Annotated in this window: 15 protein-coding genes and 1 tRNA gene; 11 read left to right on the top strand and 5 right to left on the bottom strand. The window is 71.2% G+C overall.

All coding sequences use genetic code 11. From position 1 onward, the window contains the following. Positions 1-145: 145 nt before the first annotated feature. Positions 146-1,765 (bottom strand): phosphoglucomutase (alpha-D-glucose-1,6-bisphosphate-dependent), encoded by a 1,620-nt coding sequence (pgm, locus tag J2W45_RS12080; RefSeq protein ID WP_310132179.1) that lies wholly within the window; start codon positions 1,763-1,765, stop codon positions 146-148. 56 nt (positions 1,766-1,821) lie between these two features. On the opposite strand from pgm, the gene pheA reads away from it, so the two are divergent. The 8 genes from pheA (at position 1,822) to J2W45_RS12040 (ending at position 8,892) form a co-directional block, all read left to right on the top strand. Next, positions 1,822-2,889, top strand: coding sequence for a prephenate dehydratase (gene pheA, locus J2W45_RS12075; protein WP_310132177.1), 1,068 nt, complete (start codon positions 1,822-1,824; stop codon positions 2,887-2,889). A 30-nt stretch (positions 2,890-2,919) separates the two neighbouring features. Further along, positions 2,920-3,549: a hypothetical protein gene (locus J2W45_RS12070; RefSeq protein WP_310132174.1), complete on the top strand. Its 630-nt coding sequence runs from the start codon at positions 2,920-2,922 to the stop codon at positions 3,547-3,549. A 157-nt stretch (positions 3,550-3,706) separates the two neighbouring features. Further along, positions 3,707-4,822 (top strand): SGNH/GDSL hydrolase family protein, encoded by a 1,116-nt coding sequence (locus J2W45_RS12065; protein ID WP_310132172.1) that lies wholly within the window; start codon positions 3,707-3,709, stop codon positions 4,820-4,822. Between the two features lie 6 nt (positions 4,823-4,828). Continuing rightward, the gene (locus J2W45_RS12060) at positions 4,829-5,185 is read left to right on the top strand and encodes a hypothetical protein (protein ID WP_310132170.1); all 357 of its coding nucleotides are present in this window, start codon (positions 4,829-4,831) and stop codon (positions 5,183-5,185) included. A 96-nt stretch (positions 5,186-5,281) separates the two neighbouring features. Further along, complete coding sequence (serS, locus tag J2W45_RS12055; protein WP_310132167.1) at positions 5,282-6,547, top strand: serine--tRNA ligase; 1,266 nt, start codon at positions 5,282-5,284, stop codon at positions 6,545-6,547. Beyond that, positions 6,544-7,347: an HAD family hydrolase gene (locus tag J2W45_RS12050; protein WP_310132164.1), complete on the top strand. Its 804-nt coding sequence runs from the start codon at positions 6,544-6,546 to the stop codon at positions 7,345-7,347. The genes serS and J2W45_RS12050 overlap by 4 nt, the downstream gene beginning before the upstream one ends. 112 nt (positions 7,348-7,459) lie before the next feature. Next, positions 7,460-8,770, top strand: a complete 1,311-nt coding sequence (locus J2W45_RS12045; RefSeq protein ID WP_310132160.1) for an LCP family protein — start codon at positions 7,460-7,462, stop codon at positions 8,768-8,770. A gap of 37 nt (positions 8,771-8,807) precedes the next feature. Next, positions 8,808-8,892: transfer RNA gene (locus J2W45_RS12040), tRNA-Ser, on the top strand. A gap of 62 nt (positions 8,893-8,954) precedes the next feature. Here the strand turns inward: J2W45_RS12040 and J2W45_RS12035 are convergent. From J2W45_RS12035 to J2W45_RS12025, 3 genes are read right to left on the bottom strand one after another with little or no spacing between them, the layout of a single operon-like run. Next, positions 8,955-9,215, bottom strand: coding sequence for a DUF6457 domain-containing protein (locus J2W45_RS12035; protein WP_310132158.1), 261 nt, complete (start codon positions 9,213-9,215; stop codon positions 8,955-8,957). Then, positions 9,212-9,805, bottom strand: coding sequence for a molybdenum cofactor guanylyltransferase (gene mobA, locus J2W45_RS12030; RefSeq protein ID WP_310132156.1), 594 nt, complete (start codon positions 9,803-9,805; stop codon positions 9,212-9,214). The genes J2W45_RS12035 and mobA overlap by 4 nt, the downstream gene beginning before the upstream one ends. Beyond that, on the bottom strand, positions 9,802-11,019 hold the full coding sequence (locus tag J2W45_RS12025) for a molybdopterin molybdotransferase MoeA (RefSeq protein ID WP_310132152.1): 1,218 nt from the start codon (positions 11,017-11,019) through the stop codon (positions 9,802-9,804). Before J2W45_RS12025 ends, mobA begins: the two co-directional genes overlap by 4 nt. 236 nt (positions 11,020-11,255) lie before the next feature. Here J2W45_RS12025 and J2W45_RS12020 point away from each other — a divergent pair, with 236 nt between their 5' ends. From J2W45_RS12020 to J2W45_RS12010, 3 genes are read left to right on the top strand one after another with little or no spacing between them, the layout of a single operon-like run. Further along, a complete protein-coding gene (locus J2W45_RS12020) occupies positions 11,256-12,680 on the top strand; it encodes an MFS transporter (protein ID WP_310132147.1) in 1,425 nt (474 codons plus the stop codon). Between the two features lie 12 nt (positions 12,681-12,692). Next, complete coding sequence (locus tag J2W45_RS12015) at positions 12,693-14,804, top strand: molybdopterin oxidoreductase family protein (RefSeq protein ID WP_310132145.1); 2,112 nt, start codon at positions 12,693-12,695, stop codon at positions 14,802-14,804. Continuing rightward, on the top strand, positions 14,801-16,378 hold the full coding sequence (locus tag J2W45_RS12010; RefSeq protein ID WP_310132142.1) for an FAD-dependent oxidoreductase: 1,578 nt from the start codon (positions 14,801-14,803) through the stop codon (positions 16,376-16,378). Before J2W45_RS12015 ends, J2W45_RS12010 begins: the two co-directional genes overlap by 4 nt. Positions 16,379-16,411: 33 nt before the next feature. Here the strand turns inward: J2W45_RS12010 and J2W45_RS12005 are convergent, their stop codons facing one another. Continuing rightward, a complete protein-coding gene (locus J2W45_RS12005) occupies positions 16,412-17,542 on the bottom strand; it encodes a uroporphyrinogen-III synthase (protein ID WP_310132140.1) in 1,131 nt (376 codons plus the stop codon). Between the last annotated feature and the right edge of the window lies 1 nt (position 17,543).

The following is a 17,543-nucleotide window of genomic DNA, read 5'->3' as shown; positions in this document are numbered from 1 at the left end:
ATCCGTCGGCGTGTGTCGGAGATTCGAGGCCGCGCGTCGGAGATCCGGCGCGATCCCGCCCCGAACTCCTGCCGCAGCGCTCTGCGTCGGAGATTTGGGACCGGTTTTCCGACGATAGAACCGCGCGGCTAGCCGAACCGACCGCTCAACTCCCGAGCGCGTCGCCCACGATCCGCTTGGCCTCGTCCTGCACCTCGCGCAGGTCGTCCTCGCCGACGAACGACTCGGCGTAGATCTTGTAGACGTTCTCCGTGCCCGAGGGCCGCGCCGCGAACCACGCCTTCTCCGTCTGCACCTTCACGCCGCCGAGCGGAGCGTCGTTGCCCGGCGCGCGGCTCAGCTTCGCCGTGATCGGCTCACCCGCCAGCTCGGTCGCCGCGATCGCGTCGCCGTCGAGCTTCGAGAGCGCCGCCTTCTGCTCGGGCGAGGCGGGCGCATCCACCCGCTGGTAGACCGGGTCGCCGAAGCGCTCGGTCAGCTCCCGGTACAGCTCCGACGGCGACTTGCCCGTCACCGCGCGGATCTCGCTGGCGAGCAGGGCGAGCAGGATGCCGTCCTTGTCCGTCGTCCACGCCGTCCCGTCGAACCGCAAGAAGGAAGCGCCCGCGCTCTCCTCACCGCCGAAGCCGACGGTGCCGTCGATCAGCCCGGGGACGAACCACTTGAAGCCGACCGGCACCTCCCAGAGACGTTGGCCCAGCGAGTCGGCCACGCGGTCGATGATCGACGACGAGACCAGCGTCTTGCCGACCGCCGCATCCTTCCGCCACTCCGTGCGGGTGCGGAACAGGTAGTCGATCGCGACCGCGAGGTAGTGGTTGGGGTTCATCAGACCGCCGTCGGGCGTGACGATGCCGTGGCGGTCCGCGTCCGCGTCGTTGCCGGTGAGGATGTCGAAGTCCGCCCGGCGCGCCACCACCGACGCCATCGCCGAGGGGCTCGACGGGTCCATGCGGATCTTGCCGTCCCAGTCGAGCGTCATGAAGCTCCAGGTCGGGTCGACGTCCGGATTCACGACGGTCAGGTCGAGACCGTAGCGCTCGGCGATGGCCTCCCAGTAGTGCACGCTGGCGCCGCCCAGAGGGTCCGCGCCGATCCGGATGCCGCTGTCCTTGATCGCCTTCACGTCGATGATGTTCTCGAGGTCGTCGACGTAGTGCCCGCGGAAGTCGTAGGTCTCAACGCCGGACGGCTCCGCCATCCGCACCTCGGTCATCCCGTTCGCGATGATCTCGTTGGCGCGCTTCGCGATCCAGCTGGTCGCATCCGTGTCGGCAGGTCCGCCGTGCGGCGGGTTGTACTTGAAGCCGCCGTCGGACGGCGGGTTGTGGCTCGGGGTGACGACGATGCCGTCCGCCTGGTCGTCGTGGCCGGCACGGTTGTAGCGGATGATCGCGTGCGAGACCGCGGGCGTGGGCACCCAGTCGTCGAACTCGTCGACGAGCACGCGCACCTCGTTGCCGACCAGCACCGCGAGGGCGGTGGTGGTGGCGAACTCGCTGAGCAGGTGGGTGTCGGCGCCGATGAAGAGCGGACCGGTGATGCCCTGGCTGTTGCGGTACTCGACGATCGCCTGCGTGGTCGCGGCGATGTGGTCCTCGTTGAACGCTGTGTTCAGCGACGACCCCCGGTGGCCGGAGGTGCCGAACACCACGCGCTGCTCCGGGATGCTGACATCCGGCTTCAGCTCGTAGTACGCGCGGCGCAGGGCGTCGACGTCGATCAGGTCGGAAGGCTGGGCGGGGGTGCCGGCTCGTTCGTCCATGTCCCTACTCTTCCACGGCGGAGGGGCTGGGCCAACGGCTCGGTAAGCTGAGCGGCATGTCCACCGCCCCCGACGGAAGCGCCGCAGCCAGCACTGACGGCGGCGCTGACGGAAGCACCGACGGCGCCACGGCCGAGCTGCCCGCCTCCCTCGACGACGTCTACAGCTTCCTCGGGCCGTCGGGCACCTTTACGGAGGCCGCGCTCAAGCAGGTGCCGGAGGCGCGGGGCAAGCACTGGCGGGCGGTGAACAACCTCGGCGAGGCGCTCGCCGACGTGGTGGAGGGCCGCAGCGTGGCCGCCATGATCGCGATCGAGAACTCGATCGATGGAGGGGTGTCGGTCGCTCAGGATGCGCTGGCCACCATCCCCGGTCTGCGCATCATCGGCGAGTACCTGGTTCCGGTCAACTTCGTGCTCGTGGCCCGGCCCGGCACGACGCTCGCCGACGTGCGCACCGTGAACGCGCATCCCGTCGCCTACGCCCAGTGCCACCAGTGGCTGGACCGCCACCTTCCCGACCACGGGCACCTCCCGGCGTCGAGCAACGTGGCCGCCGCGGCGTCGCTGTTCGAGGGCAGCGCGGCGGACGCGGCCGTGGCGCCGCCCGGGATCGTCGACCACCACGACGTGGTCGTGCTCGCCGAGAACATCGGCGACAACGCGAACGCGGTGACCCGGTTCGTGCTGGTCAGCACCACCCGAAGCGTCCCGGAGCCGACCGGCGCCGACAAGACCAGCCTGATCGCCGAGCTGCCCGACGACCGGCCGGGAAGCCTCCTCGACCTCCTCGAGCAGTTCTCGACGCGCGGCGTCAACCTCAGTCTCATCGAGTCGCGGCCTGTCGGGGATGCGCTTGGCCGGTACCGCTTCGTGATCGACGCCGACGGGCACATCCGGGACGAGCGGGTGGCCGACGCGCTTCTCGGTCTCCGCCGGTTCAGCCCGTCGGTGATGTTCCTCGGTTCGTACCCGCGGGCGGACGGCGCGCCGGTCGAGTACGACCAGCGCTACCGCGACGAGGTGTTCACGGAGGCGCGCGAGTGGCTGGCGTCTCTGACCGACGAGACGGCCGCCGCGACCGCCGCGGAGCGGACGGGCCAGAACCCGGGTGGCGCGGCGTAGGCTGCGGAAGCAGGACGTCGGGAGGTCATCATGGTCGCCGAGGAGCGTGACGGCAGCGGTCGCGACAGCGGATTCGATCCGCGCTACGACCCCTCTTTCCAGCGCGGCTACCAGCCCCAGCCAGGCGAGCGGCCGCAGGTGCGGGTGCGGGCCGACGCGCCGCAGTCCGCCTACCGCCGGCCGACGTCGGTGCTCGGCTCCGAGAGCGCGCCGGCCGAGACGGCGTGGCCGGAACGCGAGGCCGAGCCGGCGTATCTGCCGGACAGCATCCCCGGCTCGCTCACTCCAGCTCCTCTCACCGTCGCCTCACAGTCGGGCGCCGTCGAGCCGTCGATCGTGGTCGCGTCTTCGGGCGTGCTCGCGGGGCTCGAACTGAATCCGCGCCGCAACCCCTACATGCTGGCGCTATGGATCGTCGGCGCCGGATTCGTCGTGCTCGGGATCGTGCTCTACGCGATCTCGGTGACCTCGTCGTACAACGGACCGACCCCGACCAGCGACGTCGGCTCGCTCGTCTTCGCGCAGATCGGGTGGATGCTCGCCGGCCCGCTCATCACGGTGGGCCTGCTGACCCTGGTGGCGCTCCTGTTCCTGACCGCGCTCGGCGCGCGGCGCACCCGCACCCGCGAGCGCGAGCTGCTGGAGGACGACGAACTGTAGGCGTGCGGGGGCCGCCAGAGGTACGTTTGCCCTCTTTGCGAAGTGGGCGTCACGATGCCGGGCGCAGACCCATCTGTCTAGGTAGAAGCATCACCGAGACAGTAGGGAGTCGTCGATGCGCGAACACAAGAGGTCCAGAGAACCAGGCAGGCTCCGGGTGGACCGGATCGGCACAGGGATGGGCCTGGCGATGGCCGTGGCCGCGGCGGCAGCCGTTTTGGCGCCGGTTCCGGCATCCGCCGTCGCCGGTCAGCAGTCGTATGTGGCTCTGGGTGATTCGTACGCCGCTGGCCAGGAGATCGGCGGTTCCGGCGGCGGAGCGGCGGGCTGCCTGCAATCCGCGCAGAACTACCCGCGGTCCGCTGCGGCGCGCGCCGGACTGCAGCTCACCGACGTGAGCTGCAGTGGAGCGACGATCGCCGACCTGTTCACCCCCGCCAATGGGCGTCCGGCCCAGGTGGATGCCCTGAGCGCCTCGACGGCCGTCGTCACGCTCACGATCGGCGGTAACGACCTCGGCTTCAGGTCCGTGCTTTCGGCATGCATCGCCAGTGGCCCGCAGGGCCCGCTGCTCTTCCGTTTCAAGACATCATGTCGCGACGACTTCGTGACCGGAGGCGTGGACACCCTCGCGAAGAAGGCGGCGGAGCAGGTGGCGCCCTCGCTGGGCACGGCCGTGTCCAAGATCCGAGCGAAAGCGCCCAACGCCCGTGTGGTCGTCGTCGGCTATCCGGCCCTGATGCCGGACTCCGCCCACATCCCGCCGACCGGGTGCTTCTCGCCCTTCGATGCCGACGGCGGACCGAGCGTGCCTTTCACCGCCATCGACCTGAACTACATCAACAGCGTCCAGGCGGTGCTCGACGCCCAGTCGCAGAAGGCCGTCGAAGCCGTCGGCGGCGAGTACGTGTCTCTTCTGGCCAACACCTTCGACCATGCGGTGTGCGGTTCCGACCCGTACATCAACCCGCTGCAGTTCACCGAAAGCGGTCTGAGCCCGAGCGCGATGCACCCGAATCAGAAGGGGCTCGCTTTCGAGGGCGCCGCGGTCGGGAACGTCCTGGCCGCGCCGCGAGCTTTCCAGGGCGTGACCGGCGCGCTCGCCCCGCTCGGCGGCGACCAGTACGAGCTGCGGATCACCGTGCCGACCGCGACGCTGTTCAGCACGCCTGAGGTCACCGCAGAACGCAATGGCTCGTATCTCGCCCACGTCGCGGGAGAGCACGGCTGGTACGTCGGAGTCCGCAGCGCTGCCGACAGCCGCGTGTACTAGCAGGCCGTGACCGTCAAGCCAGGGGATGTCGTGCGGTTGCGCACTGCGTCCGGGGCGGTCCAGGTGCTGACCGGATCGACCTTCAAGGGCGTCACCGGTGCCCTGGTCGCCCGAGGCGGCCGCCAGTACGAGCTGCAGATCCGCGTGCCGATCGCCACGCTGTACAGCACCCCCGAGGTCACGGCGCGGCTCAACGGCTCCTACCTCGGGCATGTCGCCGGCGAGTTCGCCTGGTATCTGTCTGTACGCGTCGAGGGGGACCAGCGCGTGTACTCGCGGATCATCACCGTCGATCCGGGCGACACGGTCGACCTCCGCACCGCGGCGGGCGAGACGTCGATGCTCCGCGTTCCGGCGAGCTGATCGCGGCGAGTCCGGCGGCGGACGACAACGACTCGGCCGCCGCCGGCAGGCTCCGCAGCACACTCCCCGCGCGGCATCGGTCGATAAGCTGGTCGGGTGATCGATCCCGTGCTCCTCCGCGAGAACCCAGACGTCGTACGCCGCTCGCAGGAGGCGCGCGGCGACTCCGTGCAGCTGGTCGACGAGGCCATCCAGGCGGACATCGAGCGCCGCGCCGCCATCACGGCGTTCGAGGAGCTGCGGGCGGAGCAGAACGCGTTCGGCAAGACCGTCGCGAAGGCTCCGAAGGAGCAGAAGAAGGAGCTGGTCGCGCAGGCCCAGCAGCTGGCCGGCCGCGTCAAGGAGGCGCAGCAGGCCGCCAACGACGCGGACGCACGCTTCACTCAGCTCATCCGCAGCATCGGCAACCCGATCGTGGACGGCGTCCCGGCCGGTGGCGAGGACGACTTCGTCGTGCTCAAGACGGTGGGAGACATCCCCGAGTTCGACTTCGAGGCGCGCGACCACCTGGAGCTCGGCGAGCTCCTCGGTGCCATCGACATGGCCCGCGGTGCGAAGGTCGCCGGAGCCCGCTTCTCGTACCTGCGCGGCATCGGCGCCCGTCTCGAGCTCGCCCTGATGAACATGGCGCTCGACAAGGCGATCCAGAACGACTTCATCCCGATGATCACGCCGACGCTCGTGAAGCCAGAGATCATGCAGGGCACGGGCTTCCTCGGCGCGCACGCCGACGAGGTCTACCACCTCGAGAACGACGACCTCTACCTGACCGGTACGAGCGAAGTCGCGCTGGCCGGGTACCACGCCGACGAGATCATCGAGGTGGATGCGCCGCTCCGCTACGCCGGATGGTCGACCTGCTACCGGCGCGAGGCCGGGTCCGCAGGCAAGGACACGCGCGGCATCATCCGCGTGCACCAGTTCGACAAGCTCGAGATGTTCGTCTACACCCGGCCCGAGGAGGCCGAGGCCGAGCACGAGCGGCTGCTCGGTTGGCAGGAGGAGATGATGCAGTCGCTGGGACTCAGCTACCGCGTCATCGACACCGCCGCGGGCGACCTCGGGTCGAGCGCCGCGCGCAAGTACGACGTCGAGGCGTGGATCCCCACCCAGGGTCGCTACCGCGAGCTCACCTCGACCTCCAACTGCACCACCTTCCAGGCCCGCCGGCTCGACATCCGCTACCGCACCGAGAGCGGCAAGACCGCGCCGGTGGCGACGCTGAACGGCACGCTCGCGACCACCCGCTGGCTGGTCGCGATCCTGGAGACGCACCAGCAGGAGGACGGGTCGGTGCGCGTGCCCGAGGCGCTGCGTCCCTACCTCGGCGGCCTGGAACTGCTGGAGCCGATCGCCCGGTGAGCGACGCATCCCGGCTGCTGATCGCGCTCGACGTCGACGGCACCCTGATCCACGAGGACGAGACCGTCGGCGACGCCGTGCGGGATGCGGTCGCGCGCGTGCGCGACGCCGGTCACGAGGTCATGCTCGCCACCGGGCGCAGCTGGGAGACGGCGCGCCCGATCCACGAGGAGTTCGGCCTGACCAGCCAGTTCGTGGTCTGCGCCAACGGCGCGCTGACGATGAAGCGCGACGGCACCTTGCCGGGCGGATACCGCCGGGAGTTCATCGAGATGTTCGACCCGACCGACGTGCTCGAGACGATCCGCCCGCACCTGCCGGGCGGCAGCTTCATGGTCGAAGACCCGAGCGGCTTCCGGCGGTACACCGAGGGCATGACCGACTGGGAGCTCGTCAACGCCGAGCAGGTGTCGTTCGAGGAGCTGCTCCAGCATCCCGCAACGCGTGTGGTCGTCGTCTCGCCCGAGCATGACACCGAGGAGTTCCTCGCGATCGTCGACCGGATGGGACTCCAGCGCGTCAGCTACTCGATCGGCTGGACGGCGTGGCTCGACATCTCCCCGGACGGCGTCAGCAAGGCCACCGCGATGGAGCGGGTGCGGCACGCCCTCGACATCCCGCGCTCCAACGTCGTCGCCGTCGGCGACGGGCGCAACGACCTCGAACTGCTCCAGTGGGCGGGCGCGGAAGGCCTCAGCGTGGCGATGGGACAGGCGCCGGACGAGGTGAAGGCGGCGGCCACACGCACCACCGGTCCGGTCGTCGAGGACGGCCTCGCCGAGGTACTCGCCGCGCTCTGAACACCCCCCTTTGAGAGCATTGCCAGCCTCCCGTGGCATGCTCTACGGTGGCGTGCGCCCGTTTTCGGTGCGCGCCTGTGAACGTGAACACGTCCCAGCCGGAAGGAAGTGAATGAGCGAGATGCACACCCGCGCGCAAGCGCGAGCGCAGGAGAAGGCGGCAGGACCAGCGGTCCGCCACGGTCGACTGAAGCAGCACCATCCGCTCAAGGCACTCCTCAAGATCGTCGTCGCGGTCATCGCCGTCGTCGGCGTCACCGGCGTCTCGCTCGCGGCGTACGCGGCGGTGGATGTGGTGTCCAGCGTCAAGAAGTCGGTCAAGCTGGTCGACGCCAAGGGCAACGAGGTGACGCCCAGCGTCGGTGCCATGAACGGCGCATTCAACGTGCTGCTCGCCGGCAGCGACTCGGGTGGTGGCAACACCGCCTACGGCGACCGCGACGAGAACCTCAACGACGTCACGATGCTGCTGCACGTATCCGCGGACCACAAGAACGCGACGGTCGTCAGCTTCCCCCGCGACATGTACGTGTCCATCCCGTCGTGCCCCGACCCCAAGGGCGGCAGCTTCGACGCGATGAGCCGGCAGAAGATCAACAACTCGCTGAGCTACGGCGGGCTCGCGTGCACCGTCCTGACGGTCGAGAAGCTGACCGGCCTCGACATCCCGTACGCCGGTGTGATCCAGTTCGACGGCGTGATCGAGATGTCGAACGCGGTCGGCGGCGTGCCCGTCTGCGTCGCGGGCGACATCGAGGACCCGTACACGGGCCTGAACGTGAAGGCCGGCCAGAACACGCTGCAGGGCTCGCAGGCGCTCGCCTTCCTGCGCACGCGTCACGGCGTCGGAGACGGCTCCGACCTCGGCCGCATCAGCAACCAGCAGGTGTTCCTGTCCTCGCTGGTCCGCACGATCAAGAGCGCCGACGTGCTGAGCAACCCCGTCAAGCTGTACGGCATCGCCAAGGCGGCCACAAGCAACATCACGCTGTCGGACAGCCTCAACAACCCGACCACCATCGTGTCGATGGCCATGGCGCTGAAGAACATCGACATCAGCAAGGTCGTCTTCGTGCAGTACCCCAACCACTATGACGTCGACGGGGTCTCCCCGACGAAGGATGCCGCCGACCAGCTGATGGGCGCCCTGCAGAACGACCAGTCCGTCTCCCTCACCGGCGACACGGGCGTCGGCTCCGAGGCGGACCCGAATGCTCCGGCCCCGCAGGCTCCCGCGGCGCAGCCCCCGGCCACGCAGGCTCCGGCGACGCAGGCGCCCGCCACGCAGGCCCCGGCCACTCAGGCGCCCGCGACCGGCGACGGCGCATCCACACCGGCCGCGGATGGTTCGGTGCAGCTGCCGTCGGACGTCCACGGGCAGACCGCCGCCCAGTACACCTGCTCGAAGCCCTTCCAGGACTGACGTTAGAATCGGGCGACGCCGGGTTCGCCCGGCGCCGGGAGGGCTGTCCGAGCGGCCGATGGAGCCAGTCTTGAAAACTGGTGGGCAGAAATGTCTCGTGGGTTCGAATCCCACGCCCTCCGCAGAAGTCGAGGTACGACTCGGCGTCGCGCTTCGTCTGGAAGCGGTGCTTCGCCGTTGTTCATCACCCACCGATCGGGACCTCCCCGTTCGCGAGTCCTGCCGCCCGGTCGATCAAGGCGAGGACCGTCGCCGGGTCGAACCGGCCTGGGACGGTCCGTCCCGCTGCATAGCCCACCACGAACGCGGTCAGGGGCGCTGCGGGACGCGCGACGGCATGGGCGGCGTCGCGAGCGAGGTCGAGGAGGGGTGCCACGATCTCCGGCGGCACGTCCGTGCCGAGGGCGTCGTCCAGGCGGGCGAGCCAGTGCTCGAGGCTCGTCATCCTGTCGCCTCGCTGATTGCGGCGGCCAGGTCTGCGGGGGTGTCGATATCGAAGCTGAGGCCGGCCGCATCGTCCAGCATCCGCAACGCGAGGCCTTCGCACAGCGTGCTGACGCGAGCCGAGTCGAGCGATGATGTGGAGCGCAGCCGGGCGACCGCGTCCCGGATCGGGTCGAGGAGGTAGAGCCCGCAGAGCCACTGCGGGCGGCCGCAGTCGCTCAGGACGACGGCGTCGGGGTGCGTGTGCGCTGCCTCCAGCAGCAGCCCTAGCGCCCCGACGGGGTATGCCAGATCGCAGGAGAGGATGAGGGCGGTGTCGGCGCCGATCCGGCGGCGATCCAGTTCGTCGACGCCGGCGGCGATGGCGGCGACCGGGCCGGAATACGCAGGCCGCTCGCGCGTCAGCGACGCCTGTGGGTGGCGGGAGACGGCAGCGCCGAGTTCCAGCGGCCCGACCACCACGCTGGGGAAGGGGGCTACCGCGTCGAGGACACGCTCGACCAACGTGCGGCCGCCGAGCGAGACGGAGTGCTTCGGCACACCCATCCGGCGCGACCGGCCGCCGGCCAGGATGATCGCCGCCGGCCTCATGCCGGCTCGATCACGCGCACGAGCTGCCCCGGCCGGACGTCGGCCGTCTCGGCGCCGAGCATCGCAATGAGGGGCGCGCGGAACATGGCGGACAGCGAGTGCGACGCATGGCTCGGCGGGCCGAACGGAGAGACGGAGACCGACTCCGCGTCTCCTCCGACCGAGAGCGGGACGAATCGAACCGCGCCGGGGCGGCTCTCCCATCCGACGGAGACGGTCTCGGCCGCGGTGCCGGAATGCTCCGCGCCGCCTCCGAGCCGGCCGAGGACGGGGCGAACGAACGCCTCGAACGAGACGAAGGCGGCGGTCGGGTTGCCGGGGAGGGCGAGCCACGGGGTGCCGCGCCACGTCGCGTGCGCCTGCGGTCGCCCCGGCCGCATGGCGACCGTGGCGAGCGTGCCGCCGGGCGCCTCTGCCGCGAGTCGGCCGGCGAGGTCGTGCGTGCCCGGGCCGACACCTCCCGTCGATACGATCAGGTCGGCGTCGCGGGCGGCAGTGTCGAGCGCCTCCCGCAGGGCGGCGACGTCGTCGCGGGCGACCAGCGTCGACGCGATGTCGGCGCCGACGGAGGCGATCGCAGCGCGCAGGTAGACCGAGTTGGAGTCCGGGATGCCGCCGTCGGGAAGAGAGCTGGACAGCTCGTCGCCCGTCGCGACGATCGCGACGCGCGCCTTCCGGTGCACGAGCACGCCGTCGTGCCCGGTCGCCGCGAGCAGGGCCAGGTCTCGGGGGCCGAGCGTCGCCCCGCGCGGGATGACGAGCGCGCCCGCGGCGATGTCCTCCCCTCTGCGGCGGATGTTCGCCCTGCCGGAGGGCCACACCTCCACGGTCGCGCTGTCGTCGAAGCGGCCGCTCGCCGTGGACTCGACCGGGATCACGAGGTCGGCGCCCGGTGGCACGGGAGCGCCGGTCATGACGGGCCGCGCCTCTCCGGCGTGCAGCGCTTGCGGGAGGGATGAGCCGGCCCTGACGTACGAGAGGCGCGTGAGCGTCGCCGGGCGGTCGCGGTCCGCGTTCGCGACATCGTGTGAGCGCACGGCGTAGCCGTCCATGGCTGCGTTGTCGAAGGCTGGCACGGGGAGCCGCGCGGTCACCGCTTCCGCCGTCGAGCGGCCCAGTGCTTGATCGAGGGCGATGTGCTCGGGCGGCAGAGCGTTCACCAGACGCAGCACGGCGTCCCGGTAGCTCTCGACCGTGTGGGGCTGCGGTTCCATGCGGCACTCCTCCCTCGGGGCCGGCCATCGGCCGGCGGGATGCTCACGACGCTAGAGGTCGACGATGACGTGCTGGTTGCGCCGGGATCACGGTGGGTTTCGTGCGCCTCACAGACGCGGGAGGCGGACGAGAGCTGTTCGTTACGCCGACTTCACGTCACGCGCGGAAGCCGGAAACACGTCGTTCCTAGCGTGGAGTCACCGTCCATCCGGCACCACCCTCAGGAGGTCCATCGATGACCAGCACCGTCCCCGCCCCCGCCGAGGCGTCGACCGATCCGGCTGCCACGTCTCCCGCCACCGCGACCGCTTCCGTGCTCACGTTCCGTTCCGGGCGCTGGATCGACGGGTGGGACGCCGAGGACCCGTCCCAGTGGCAGCAGCAGGGCGCCGCGATCGCACAGCGCAACCTGCGCTGGTCGATCTTCGCCGAGTTCCTCGGCTTCGTCGTCTGGCAGCTCTGGTCGATCGTGGTGGTCTCGCTGCCCGCCGCCGGTTTCGCGTTCGACACCACCCAGACCTTCTGGCTCATCTCGATGCCGAGCCTCGTCGGGGCGACGCTGCGCTTCCCGTACACGTTCATGGTGCCGAAGTTCGGCGGACGCAACTGGACGATGATCTCCGCGGCCCTGCTGCTCGTTCCCGCGATCGGGTTGGCGGTGTGCGTGGCGAATCCCAATACGCCGTTCGGGGTGATGCTGCTCGTAGCGGCGCTCGCCGGGTTCGGCGGAGGAAACTTCGCCAGCTCGATGGCGAACATCACGTTCTTCTATCCTCAGCGGAAGAAGGGATGGGCACTCGGCCTGAACGCCGCCGGCGGCAATCTGGGTGCTGCGGTCGCGCAGTTCGCCGTGCCGATCGTGATCACCATCGGCGCCGGCGCGTCGCTTCAGCTCCCCCTCGCGGGACTGATCTGGGTGCCGTTGATCGTGGTGGCGATCGTCGGCGCATGGCTGCGGATGGACAACCTCGGCAACGCGCGTTCCGACCTGAAGGCGTCGTTCGCGGCTCTGCGGGTGCCGGAACTGTGGCTGATGGCGCTGCTCTACATCGGGACGTTCGGGTCGTTCATCGGGTTCTCGGGAGTGTTCCCGAAACTCATCGCCGACCAATTCCCGGCGTTCAGCGCGTTGCCGATCGGTGGGGCCACGCTGTCGCTCGCCTTCCTCGGGGCACTGGTCGGCTCGCTTGCGCGGCCCTTCGGCGGACGGCTCGCCGACCGTTTCGGCGGGAGCGTCATCACGATCGCGGCGTTCGTGGTCATGGCGTTGGGTGCACTCGCCGTCGTGCTCACCATGCCGCTCGACAACTTCTGGCTGTTCCTCTCCTTCTTCCTGGTGCTCTTCGTGGCCAGCGGTGCGGGCAACGGCGCGACCTACCGGATGATCCCGACCCTGTTCGCGCTGCGCTTCGGCGCGGCCGACGGGCACAGCACTGCCGGCGATGTCTCCGCTCAGCGCACCGCCGCCGCGGCCCTCGGGATCGTGTCCGCGTTCGGTGCGTACGGCGGTTTCGTGATCCCGCAGGTGCTCGGGTTCTCCAAGACGTCGACCGGAGGCTATGAGGCCGGCCTGCTCTGGTTCGTCGCCGCGTACGTGGTGTTCCTGGCCATCACGGTCGGCGTCGCGCTGCGCGGCCGCCGCCGCGGGGTGCGGATCTAGCGAGGCCGGGACATGCCCGCCGACACGCACTGCCCGTACTGCGCCCTGCAGTGCGCGATGAGCCTGACCCCGGTGAAGGGGAGGGACGTGGGGACCGGCGCCCCTGTCACCGTGGCGGGCCGCGCCTTCCCCACCAACCGCGGAGGATTGTGCAAGAAGGGCTGGACCTCCGCTGACCTGCTCGCGACCCCTGACCGGCTGACGACCCCGCTGATCCGTCGCGCCGGCCGGTTGCAGGCGGCGACTTGGGAGGACGCGCTCGAGTTCGTCGCCGAGCGGCTGCGCACCATCCGGAAGGGGCACGGCGCGGACGCGGTCGGGGTGTTCGGCGGCGGCGGGTTGACGAACGAGAAGGCCTATCTGCTCGGCAAGTTCGCCCGGCTCGCGCTCGGCACCTCGCGCATCGACTACAACGGCCGCTTCTGCATGGCATCCGCGGCTGCGGCGGGGAACCGCGCCTTCGGGATCGACCGGGGGATGCCGTTCCCGGTCACCGATCTGGATGACGCCGACACCATCCTGCTGCTCGGTTCGAACGTGGGCGCGACGATGCCGCCGTTCATCGGCCACCTCGCCGGCGCCCGGACCGCGGGCGGCCTTGTCGTGGTGGACCCGCGGCGCTCGCAGACCGCGCAGCTCACGGCGGACGACGGCGGCATCCACCTGCAGCCGGCCCCGGGGACAGACCTGGCGCTGCTCCTCGGCCTCACGCATGTCGTGCTGGCGGAAGGACTCGCCGACGTGTCGTACCTGGCGGAGCGGACGACGGGCATCGACGCGCTCCGGCGCAGCGTCGCCCCGTGGTGGCCCGAGCGGGTGCAGGAGCACACGGGCGTGCCGGCCCGGCTGGTGCGCGAGGTCGCGCGGCGGCTGGCCCGCGGGCGCGGCACGTACATCCTCACCGGCCGCGGGGTGGAGCAGCACGTCGACGGCACGGACACCGCAACGGCGGCGATCAACCTCGCGCTGGTGCTCGGGCTGGTCGGTCGCCCCGGCTCGGGGTACGGCACCCTCACCGGACAGGGCAACGGCCAGGGCGGCCGGGAGCACGGACAGAAGTGCGATCAGCTGCCCGGATACCGCAAGATCACGGATCCGGCGGCCCGCGCAGCGGTCGCCGCCGTCTGGGGAGTCGAGCCAGACCGCATCCCCGGGCCCGGCGTCCCCGCGGTGGAGCTGCTCAGGATGCTGGGCCGACCGGGCGGCGTGCGGGCGCTGCTCGTCCACGGATCGAACGTCGTGGTGTCCGGCCCGGACGCGGGCGCGATCCGCCGCGGGCTGCAGAGCCTCGACCTCCTCGTGGTGTGCGATTTCGTGCTGTCGGAAACGGCTGAGCTCGCCGACGTCGTGCTCCCGGTCACGCAGTGGGCAGAGGAGGAGGGCACCATGACGAATCTGGAGGGCCGCGTGCTGCGGCGGCGGAAGGCGCTCGACCCTCCGGCCGGGGTGCGCAGCGAACTGGTCGTCCTCGCCGACCTCGCCCGCAGGCTGGGCGCCCCTTCGGCCTGGCCGACCGACCCCGCCGCGGTGTTCGACGAGCTGGCCCGGGCGTCGGCGGGCGGCATCGCCGACTACTCCGGGCTGAGCCATGCGCTCCTCGACGCGCAGTCCGAGACCGGGGAGGCGGCGCACTGGCCGTACCCGGCCGACTCGTCCGGGACTCCGCGGCTGTTCCTCGACCGCTTCGCCACGGACGACGGGCGAGCCCGGCTCGTGGCGGTGCGGCCGCGAGACCTGGAGACGGGAAGGCTGCCCGGCGAACTGACCCTCATCACCGGCCGCCTGCTCGAGCACTACCAATCCGGGGCGCAGACCCGGCGGGTGCCCGAGCTCTCGGCGGCGCAGCCGGAGGTGCGCGCGGAACTCCACCCTGCCACGGCGGCCCGCCTCGGCATCGCGGACGGGGACGCGGTGATCGTCCGCAACGTCCGCGGCGAGGTCGTCGCACGCGCGCTCCTCACCGCGGCCATGCGTGTCGACACGGTGTTCCTCCCGTTCCACTTCGCCGGCCGCCAGTGCGCGAACCTCCTCACCGAGGCGGCCGTCGACCCGACGTCGGCGATGCCCGAGTTCAAGCGGACCGCCGTCACCGTTCATCGGGCGGACTCGGAGGCGGCGGCATGACCGCGCGTCCGCTCCGGGTGGTCCTCGTCGGCTACGGCCCGGTCGGCGCCCGCTTCGTGGAGGAGCTGCTCCCCGCGGTGGCGGCTGGCGAAGCGAGTCTGACGGTGGTCGGCGCCGAGCGCGAGGACGCCTACAACCGGGTGCTGGTGGCCGAGTACGCGGTCGGGGCGGCGACTCGCGAGCGGCTGGAGGTCACCGACACCGCGGCGGCCGAGTTGGCGGGAGCCGACATCCGTCTCGGCGATGTCGCCGTGGCGATCGACCGGCCCCGCCAGCGGGTCCTGCTCGCGAGCGGCGACGAGCTGCCCTACGACCGGTTGGTGCTGGCGACCGGCGCCCGCGCCAACATCCCGACGCTCGACGGTCTGGAGCACGCCCGGCGCGACCGTTCGGCCGCGCCGGCACACGCGCTCGACCAGGGCCTCAAGCCGCTTCCCACGGGGGTGGTCGCGCTGCGCGACCTCGCCGACGCGGAGGCCGTCGCTCCGGTCGTGGCCGGCGGCGGCACCATCGTGGTGCTGGGCGCGGGGGTGCTCGGGATGGAGTTCGCGCTGCTCGCCGCCGAGCACGGCGCGCACGTCGTGATCGTGCATCACGGGCCCGTCCCGATGGCCCGCAACCTCGACGAGGCAGGCGGCCGGATGCTCGCCCGCGCGACGCGAGCGCTCGGAGTCGGCATGGCCGCGCACGCGCGAGCCGAGACGATCGGCTTCCGGGACGACCGCGCCGGGCGGGTCTTCGACGGGGTGGGGTGCGCGGACGGCACCTACATCCCGGGCGACCTCCTCGTGCTGTCCTGCGGTGTCGCCGCCCGGACGGAGCTGGCGCTCGCAGCAGGTCTGGCCTGTTCGAGCGGCATCCTGGTCGACGAGGAGCTGCGGAGCTGGAGCGACCCGGACGTGTTCGCGATCGGGGACTGCGCGCAGGTCGCCTCCCCGGACGCCACCGGCGCGGACGGCCGCGTGCCCGGTGCGCCGAGCGGGCTGATCGGGCCGGGCTGGCGGCAGGCCGCGGCGCTCGCCGGCAGGTTCCGGGCGGAGGCGTCCGGGGGAGTGGCCGGCCCTGACGCCGCGGTACCGCGGCGGGAGCGTCCGATCGCTGTCATGCTCAAGGCGACCGGCATCGACGTCGTCTCCGGCGGCGACTACGCCGCCGAGCCGTGGGAGCTCGATGCGGAGGTGAGCGTGTGGCTCGATCCCGCGCGCACCGCCTATCTGAAGACCGTGGTCCGGGACGGGGTGCTCGCCGGCTTCGTCTCGGTGGGGCTTCCGCGCGCGGGCGCCGAATTGACGCTGCTCTTCGAGCGTGCGGGTACGCTGCCCGCGGAACCGTCGACGTTCCTGCGGCTGGATGCTCCAGACGCGGGTCAAGCCCCGGTCGAGGATCCGCTGGGTCCCGACGCCACCGTGTGCTGGTGCAACGGCGTGACGGCCGGGCGGATCGGCGAGGCGGTCGCGGGCGGGTGCGGAACGGTCGAGGCCGTCGGCCGGGAGACCCGCGCGGGAACCGGCTGCGGAGGCTGCAAGGGGCGCATCGCGAGCCTTCTCGCTGCGGCGCAGGCGGTGCCGAACTGAGCGGCGCAGGAGGGTGGGCCGCAGCGTCCCCGCTCAGACGTCGAGGCGGTATCCCCGCTTGACCACCGTCGAGACCAGGCCCGGGCGCCCGAGGACCTGTCGTAGCCGGCTCAGAGAGACCTCCATCGCGTGCTCGTCCCCTCCGCCGTCCAGCGCGATCGAGAGCTCTCTGCGCGAGACCACGGCTCCATTCGCCGCGACGAGGGCACGGAACAGCGAGAGCGAAGCCGGGGTGAGGCGCACCGGCGTGCCGTCGACGATCGCCAGGCTGCCGCGCAGCTCGACATCGCCGTGCCGGGTCGAGACGCGCCGTGTCGAACGCGCCTCGAGGTGCTCGCAGACGAGGCGGATGAGCGCGCCCATCCGGAAGCGATCCGGTTGCAGGGGCTCGATCCCGGCGGCGACCAGCGGGCCGGTGGTCACGGGGCCCACGCCGGCGGCGACCACATCCGTGCGCAGCGCCTCCACCACCTCGGCGTGCCGGCCGCGGGCGAGGGCGGCGATGAAGAGACCGTCGACCGCCGGCGCGCTGGTGAAGGTGACGCAGTCGAGGTGGCGTCCCGCGATCGCATCGATGAGGCGGGTGGCGCGTTCGTCATCGTCCGTGGCGACGGACCAGGAGTAGGGCGCGACCGTGATGACGTCATCCCCGGCGTCGCGGAGGCGCTGCAGCTGGTCCTCGTCGGTGGAGCCGTGCAGTTGCACCGCCACGGTGATGCCGGAGGGGAACTCGGCGATCACCTTTCCCACCAGCGAGGCGGTGGTCTCTTCGTCGCTCATCCCCGCGTCATCCAGGCCTGCCGCCCGCACCGCACCGCGCGCCTTCGGGCCGCGGACGAGGATCGTGGAGCCGGCGAGCACCTCCTGCAGATCCTCCCCGAGACCAGCGGAGTCGGACACCTCGAACCAGCGGCGCATGCCGTAGCTCGTGGTCGCGAGCAGCACGTCCGGTCTCGCCGCGATGATCCGTTCGGTGTCGGCGATCACGGGAGCGTCGTCGTCCGCGTGCCTCATATGCACGGTCGGGGCGTGCAGCACGCTGGCCCCGCGTCGCTCGAAAGCGTCGATCAGGTCGGCTGAGCGACGATCGCTGGTCACTCCGATCCGGAAGCCGGCGAGCTGGTCGGGGCGGAAGGCGGCGACTCCCGGTCGCTCGTCCGTCACG

Origin of the sequence: Leifsonia shinshuensis, assembly GCF_031456835.1 — a bacterium.
GTDB lineage: Bacteria > Actinomycetota > Actinomycetes > Actinomycetales > Microbacteriaceae > Leifsonia > Leifsonia shinshuensis_C.
The sequence above is the reverse complement of the archived record's forward strand: the minus strand, read 5'-3'. Positions and strand labels throughout refer to the sequence as shown.